Raw genomic sequence first — 6,937 nt, forward strand, 5'->3', positions numbered from 1 at the left:
CAAAACACTGCTTTGAGGTTGCAGATAAAGCTGATGTAGTTTGAAGAGATTTTCGAAGAATATAAATCACGCTCCTTAGCGGATATCCAAGTAATCCAAGACCAATTCACAGAACATCATGTTGGCCCAAGAGAACCATTCACGAGAGTAGAGAGTTGGGTCATCTACGTGGAAGCTTTCATGCATAAGACCTGTACCACCATCGCAAGCAACCAGCTGATCCAGCAAGAATTTTTTCTCTGCCTTATCTCTTGTTGTCAAACCTTGGATAGACAGAGCGATGGGCCAGATATAGCGATAAAAGGTATGAGAACTGCCGAGTCCACTAGCATATTCTCCTTGGTAGAAATATGGATTTTCAGAGCTCAAAATGGTACGGCGAGTAGCTTGATACACTTCATCATCGACCGAACAGTAGCCCAGATAAGGCGCAGCCAACAAACTTGGTACATTTGGATCATCCATGATGCTAGCATTTCCTAGACCATCCACTTCAAAGGCGTAAATCTTTTCGCCCTTGCTGTTGCTTGTGTAGGCGTAGTTTTCAATTCCTTCTTGGATTTCAGCCTGAAGACGCTTAGCATCTGTGATAACACTCTGGCTATCAGCTAGGTTTAATGCTGCAAAGATTTCTTGCACATATCCCAAAACAACAACTGCAAACATATTTGACGGAATCAAGTAACTATACTGACAGCAGTCATCACTCGGACGAAAAGCGGACCAAGTCATACCTGTCACTGCAAAATCAGGGCCAAAACCATCATTTACCAAGGTGTCTTCCTTGCGGTCCGTATCTCGGACAAAACGATAAGGAGAGTTGGTGTGGTCTTGTTCTACCGTCCACAGATGGAGAATTTCCTTAGTCGCTGCGACAAAAATCTCATCGAACTGACTAGTCTCGCCAGTTTCTTTCCAGAGGAGATAGGCCAGCTGCAAAGGATAGCAAAGCGAGTCCACCTCGTACTTGCGTTCCCAAATCCAGCCATTAAGGTCTGTGTGGTCAGTCTCGTGGTGCCCCTTCCAGTTTTCCTCAATGTTGAAGGAATTGGCATAAGGATCCTTGAGTACCAAGGTCATCTGACGTTTGACCAAACCTGCAATGGTCTGACGCAGGAGGGCATCTCTTTTAGCTACATGAAGGTAGGGTCTGAGTTGGGCTGTCGAATCCCGAAGCCACATAGCAGGAATATCCCCTGTGAGCACAAAGGTTGAACCATCTTCTAGGATTTCAACTGTATTGTCCAAGGTGTCGGTGTAGCAACGCTCGAAAACATCCACCCACTCTGGATGGTCCTTAGCCCGCTCTGCCACTTCATCTAGCCATTCTCTAACAATTTCTTTTGAATAAATCATCGTGCAGTATCCTCTTTCAAACAAGTTTCATTTTCAGTATATAGCTTTTGAGGCAGAAAATACATACACAAATGATAGTCATTTTTCTACAAAATTGCTTTCTTTTGAACCCCATATCTAAAGGCTCTATTTTTCTGATATAATGTAGAAAAACAGCTAAAGGAAAGACTATGAAACCACTACTTGAAACCATCGATACCCGCTTTGGTACTGCCAGCAAGCATGCCTTTTCTCGGGGAAATACCCTGCCATACACAGGCGTGCCTTTTGGGATGAATTACTTTGTGCCCCAGACCAGTGACCAGGATGGATTTTGGTTTTTCGATCCGCATCTGCCTATCTTTCAGGGGATTCGATTAACCCACCAGCCCAGCCCTTGGATTGGCGACTACTCTTGGCTCCTTCTGACACCTGTCACAGGCCAGCTAGGTGGAGACAGCCTCTTTCACCGCCAATCTTCCTATGACATAGATAAGGCCTCTTTCCAACCTCATTATCTGAAAATTTTCTCCCTGCGCTATCAGATTGAAACCCAGCTCACACCGACTTGCTACGGTGCTTCTATTCGTTTGGAGCAAAAGCAAGGCAAAGCCCTCTCCCTCTATCTTCACGCAGAAGATGAACTGACAGTAGAGCAAGTAGATAAGCGGACTCTTGCCCTGCGACAAGAAGGTAAAACTGAGACCAACAGAAATCCACTGATACTGTTCACTGCCCTGCAAATGAACACGGATATTCTTGCTATCAGCCAAGAAGGGGGAGACTGGCGAATTGACTTAACCAGTAGCTATGCTGAGATTCAGCTAGCCACTTCTTTCATCTCGCCTTCTCAAGCTCTGCTTAATCTACCTCAAGAAGATTTTGATAACTGTAAAACAAATGCCCAAGCGGACTGGGAAAATCTCCTCCATCGTTTTGACGTTATGGAGACAGGAGAGGCTGACCGAACCTTCTTTGACCACTGTCTCTACAGACTCTTCCTCTTCCCACAGACTTTTTATGAGATTGATGAATCAGGGCAAGCCATCCACATGGATCTGGCCACTGGCACTGTCAAGCCCGGTGTCCTCTTTAGCAACAATGGCTTCTGGGATACCTTCCGCACTACCTTCCCCCTCTTTGCCCTTATCATACCGGAACACTACCACCGCTTTTTAGAAGGATTTCTCAATAGCTACCGCAATACTGGATTCCTTCCAAAATGGCTAGCTCCAGATGAACGTGGCATGATGCCAGGTACACTTTTAGACGGCATTATCGCAGATAGCGCCTGCAAGGACATGGCTCCTGACTTAGAAGAAGAACTCCTTCAAGCCATGCTTGAAACAGCCAGCAAGTCCGACCCTCTAGGCATCAATGGCCGCCACGGACTAGCCCAATACCAAGAACTAGGCTACCTCTCTACCGACCACCACGAAAGCGTCAGCCACACCCTAGACTATGCCTATAGTGACTTTTGTATCGCCAGCTGTGCCAAAAAACTTGGTCAGAATGACATCGCTGAAACCTACAAGACTGCTTCACAAAATTACCGCCATCTATTTGATGCTGAAATAGGTTACATGAGAGCGCGAGACAGCCAAGGCAACTTCCGCCCTGACTTCTCTCCTTATAGTTGGGGGCGAGACTATGCCGAATGCTCTGCCATTCAAGCGACTTTAGGCGTCCTACACAACATCCCAGGTTTGATCCAACTTATGGGTGGAAAAGAAGCCTTTAGCAACTATCTTTTGAAAGCCTGTCAAGATGCTCCCCTCTTTGAGACAACAGGCTATGGTTACGAGATTCACGAAATGAGCGAGATGGCTACCGCTCCTTTTGGGCAAATCGCTATTTCCAACCAACCGAGCTTCCACATTCCTTATCTCTTCCGTTACAGCAACTACCCTGACTACACTGCCCTTCTTATCAAGACCTTACGTCAGAAAGCCTTTCACCCAAGTTGGCAAGCCTATCCTGGCGATGAAGACAATGGCAGTCTCTCTGCTTGGTACATCTGGTCAGCTCTCGGACTTTATCCAACCTGTCCAGGCAAACCAAACTATGACCTCGGAATCCCTCTCTTTGACCACCTCCGTATTTACCTAGCTAAAGAAGGTAAATGGCTGGATATTCATACGGAGCAAAACCACAACCATTTTAACTTTGTCAAAGAATGCCGACTGGACAAAAACCTAGTATCAACTATTCAACACCAAGACCTCCTAAAAGCTGAACAGTTAACCTTTACCCTTAGCTGGTTACCAAGCCAGCCGTCCACTTCCTGAAATGCAAAAATCTCCTAGCAGACTTTCCTGCTAGGAGATTTTCTTATGAGAGGTACTTGTTAAGCTTTGAAAATTGGATTTATTATTCGATAAGTATCAAACAATCTACCAATTAAGCTTCTTCGTCTTCTTTACGACGACGACCTGCAAGACCAAGACCAAGTAAGGCACTTGCGGCAGCTGCTACCATAGCTACAGTAGAATCTGCTGTACCTGTATTTGGCAACTCTTTAGCGACTGTACGCACGTTTGTTGCTGCTTGGTTGGCATTTGCTGCTTGAGCTGGAACTACAGCTGGTGTTTGAGCAGCTTGGTCATTAGCTGGACTTGCATGATTAGTTGCTGGAGAAACTTTCGCCAGGAAGTCTTCGATACGTTTAACCGTTGCAGCCACATCTGCCTGAGTTGCATCTGCATTGGCAAATACTTTCTTAGCATCCGCTGATAATGCGTTCGCTGCTTTTGCAGTTTCTGCATCAAGCTTAGCTGATTCTTGGATGATTAGTCCATCTAACTGACGAATAGCATCTGCTAACTTAGCTTTATCCACTTTTGCTTCAGTGTTAGTAGCTCCGTTATTTTGAGCTGAAGGAGCTTGTTTAAAGATAGCTTCAGCGGTAATTGCTAAAACTTTGCCATCTTTAGTTACAACAGTTGCATTTCCTGCCTTGTCAAAGAGAACATCTACTACATCAGCATTTGCTGCTTTAATCTTAGCTTTTGCAGCTTCTTTTTCTGAATCTGTTAAGTTAGTAAAGTCTGCTACTGTTTCTTTTTCAAAGTCAAGGTTGATGTTATCTCCGCTATTCTTAGCTGTTACATCACTTTCTGTTTTCACTAATTGGTCTTTTGCAATCGATACTGTATTTCCATCTAGTGTTACTGTGGCGTTACCTTTATCGTCTACTACTACAGTCGCTCCTGAATTGACGGCTTCAATTGCTTTCTTAACTGCTGCTTTTTCATCTTCCGTTAAGTTATCTTTGTTTCCAACTAATGTACGGAATGCTGGTGTTTTCACTTTAGCAGTCTTAGCTTCGTCAGCTAGGTTTCCAGCTGGGATTACTAGGTCTAAAGCTGGAATATTCAGAACTGTACCATCAGCTTTAGTTACTGTTGCATTACCTTTATCGTCTACTACTACAGTTGAACCTGGGTTGACTGCTTTAACCTTCTCTTCGATAGCTTTCTTCTCTTCTGGAGTTAAGGCATCTGGATCTGCTACTACAGTTTTAGCTGCTGGTGTATTGACATCATTGCCTGCATTTTCTTTAGTAATATCATCTTGTGTTTTCACTAAATCAGTGGCTGGAATGACCGCTGTCTTACCTTCTGGTGTTGTAACTGTAGCATTACCCTTATCGTCTACTACTACAGTTGAGCCTGGGTTGACTGCTTTAACCTTCTCTTCGATAGCTTTCTTCTCTGCGTCTGTCAACTTGTCTAGGTTCGCTGCTACAGTTTTAGCTGCTGGTGTATTGACATCATTGCCTGCATTTGGTTTAGCTGCATCTGCTGCTGACTTCGTCAAGTCTGTTGCTGGAATAACGGCTGTCTTACCTTCTGGTGTTGTGACTGTGGCATTTCCTTTATCGTCCACTACTACAGTCGCTCCTGGGTTAACTGCTTTAACCTTTTCTTCAATAGCTTTCTTCTCTGCATCTGTCAACTTGTCTGAGTTCGCTACAACCGTCTTATCCGCCGGCTTAACGATGTCGTTGCCTGCGTTTGGTTTAGTTGCATCTTCCGGTGATTTGAATAAATCTTTCCATGGAATTGTTGCCACAGTTCCATCATTTAAAGTAACAGTAGCGTTACCTTTATCATCAAATTTAACAGATTTAGCCTCAGGATTGAGTTTTCTTAATTTTTCTTCTACTTTGGCTTGTGCAGCTGACTCAGTCGGTTCACCAACCACTTTATCTGCTGGTTTAACAATTTCACCATTTCCTGCGTCAGATTTAGCTGTATCTTCCTTAGTTCTCACTAACTCAGTTGATGGAATCGTTGCAGTCTGACCTTCTGGTGTAGACACTGAAACAGTTCCGTCTGCATCGAGTAGCACAATAGAATTTGGATTTACAGATTTAACAGCAGCAATAATTTGAGCTTTTTCTGACTCTGTCAACATCGATTTATCCTTGATGATAACTTTATCAAGTGGTTTGTTAATATCGTTTCCACCTTTACCATTATCTAGATTCTCCAACGTTTTCACCAGATCAGTTGGATTAATGATTCCCTTATCACCATTTGCTGTAGTAACTTCAATATTTCCAGCGTCGTTATATTTAACCTCTTTGGCTGTTGGGTTCACTTTCCTCACTTCTTCTAAGATTTTAGCTTTTTCCTCAGCTTTTAGGTTGGCTGGATCATTAACTAGCACTTTATCAATTGGTCTGTTAATATCCCCAACTGCTCTAATTGCCGATTTATCCGCGTCTTGAATCTTATTAACATCTGCTTCTTTATTCGCAGCATCTACTAATTTCTTAGCTTCGGCTGCTATTTGATCTGCTTTATCTTTAAGATTCTCTTTCGCTTTAGGAGATAAGTCAGTACGCGCGTCAATCTCTTCTTTCTTCGCTTTTGTTTGCTCATCAATGGCTTTACGAGCATTTGGTTTATCTTCTACAACAGGTAAAACTTTCCCTATTTCAGCATTTGCATCATCTTGAAGTTTCTTAACCTCTGAATCTGTTGTAGCAATATCAATTGCTTGCTTAGCTTCTTTGGCTAAGGCTGTCGCTTTTTCAGCAGCTTCAGCTTTTTCTTCATCCGTAGCATCTGGTGTGTTTTCAATGGCTTTTAGTTGTTCAGCTAGCTTATCATCAATAGCTTTCTTGGCTGCAGCTTTAGTTGTTGTTTCTGGATTCACAGCTTTAATCGCTGCTACACCGTGTTCCTTAGCACTATCTACTGCTCCTTGAACCTTCCTTGATTCCTCTGGTGTTGTGGTTACATCTGGTTGAGCATCAATGGCCTGGTTCGCTTCGGCTGCTCGAGCTTGAGCTTCTGCTTTAACTTTCGCTTTTTCTTCAGCTGTTAGATCTTGACGGGCATCGATTTCTGCTTCTTTCTTAGCTAGTTCATCTGCCACTGCTTTCTTAGCAGCATCTTTGGCTACTGGAGTCACAGCACCAACTGCAGACTCACCGGCTTCTTTGGCTTTGGCTACTTCTTCATCACTTGTTGCGGCTGCTACTGCTGCCTTAGCCTTGTCTGCTTCTTCCTTAGCCTTGTCTTTAGCAGCTTTCTTCTCTGCATCTGTCAAGTCTGTACGCTCATCAATGGTCTTGTTCTTAGCAGCAAGA

General features: G+C 43.8%; 3 protein-coding genes. 1 reads left to right on the forward strand and 2 read right to left on the reverse strand.

Annotated features, from left to right (window positions below):
• Positions 1-75: 75 nt before the first annotated feature.
• Positions 76-1,356 carry a glycoside hydrolase family 125 protein gene (locus HT709_RS07960; RefSeq protein WP_172925663.1) on the reverse strand — a complete coding sequence of 427 codons (1,281 nt, stop codon included), beginning with the start codon at positions 1,354-1,356 and terminating at the stop codon, positions 76-78.
• A gap of 170 nt (positions 1,357-1,526) precedes the next feature.
• On the opposite strand from HT709_RS07960, the gene HT709_RS07965 reads away from it, so the two are divergent.
• Entirely contained in the window at positions 1,527-3,623 is a 2,097-nt protein-coding gene (locus tag HT709_RS07965) for a GH92 family glycosyl hydrolase (protein WP_172925664.1), read from the forward strand.
• A 112-nt stretch (positions 3,624-3,735) separates the two neighbouring features.
• Here HT709_RS07965 and HT709_RS07970 read toward each other — a convergent pair.
• On the reverse strand, positions 3,736-6,937 hold a 3,202-nt coding region (locus HT709_RS07970; RefSeq protein WP_172925665.1), incomplete at its 5' end, for a DUF1542 domain-containing protein.

The sequence above is a fragment of the Streptococcus sp. 1343 genome (genome assembly GCF_013277355.1).
GTDB lineage: Bacteria > Bacillota > Bacilli > Lactobacillales > Streptococcaceae > Streptococcus > Streptococcus pseudopneumoniae.

What these genes read in the sequence shown, in the direction of transcription:
- HT709_RS07960 (WP_172925663.1), bottom strand. Translation starts at nt 1,356, where the DNA reads ATGATTTATTCAAAAGAAATTGTTAGAGAATGGCTAGATGAAGTGGCA.
- HT709_RS07965 (WP_172925664.1), top strand. Translation starts at nt 1,527, where the DNA reads ATGAAACCACTACTTGAAACCATCGATACCCGCTTTGGTACTGCCAGC.